The organism is Psychrobacter sp. TB20-MNA-CIBAN-0197, from assembly GCF_040309765.1.
GTDB classification, from domain to species: Bacteria; Pseudomonadota; Gammaproteobacteria; order Pseudomonadales; family Moraxellaceae; genus Psychrobacter; species Psychrobacter submarinus.
The window spans coordinates 1-264 of record NZ_JBEOPC010000752.1; the positions used below are offsets into that span (position 1 = coordinate 1).

Annotated in this window: 1 protein-coding gene; it reads right to left on the minus strand. The window is 62.1% G+C overall.

Translation table 11 applies throughout. The annotated features are described in order from the left end of the window. Positions 1 to 264: NAD-glutamate dehydrogenase domain-containing protein (locus AAEY83_RS15845; RefSeq protein WP_351060487.1), on the minus strand; the 264-nt coding region annotated here is incomplete at both ends.

Sequence of the window (264 nt, forward strand, 5' to 3'; positions counted from 1 at the left end):
GAACATTGATGCCGCGCTCGCGGAAGTGGCGCTGTACGCCGACCCACGCGCCTTTTGCGGTAATGCCCATTTTCTTGTGGTCGTAACCGGCCGAACCACCGGACGCACACGCGTCACCCAGCCAGAAGCCGTAATCGATGGCGATGCCGTTGGCGATGTCGGAGAAGGTTGCAGTGCCCTTGTCCGCCGCAACCACCAGGTACGGGTCATCGTCGTCATGACGCACGACATTGACCGGCGGTACCAGTGCGCCGTCCTTCAGGT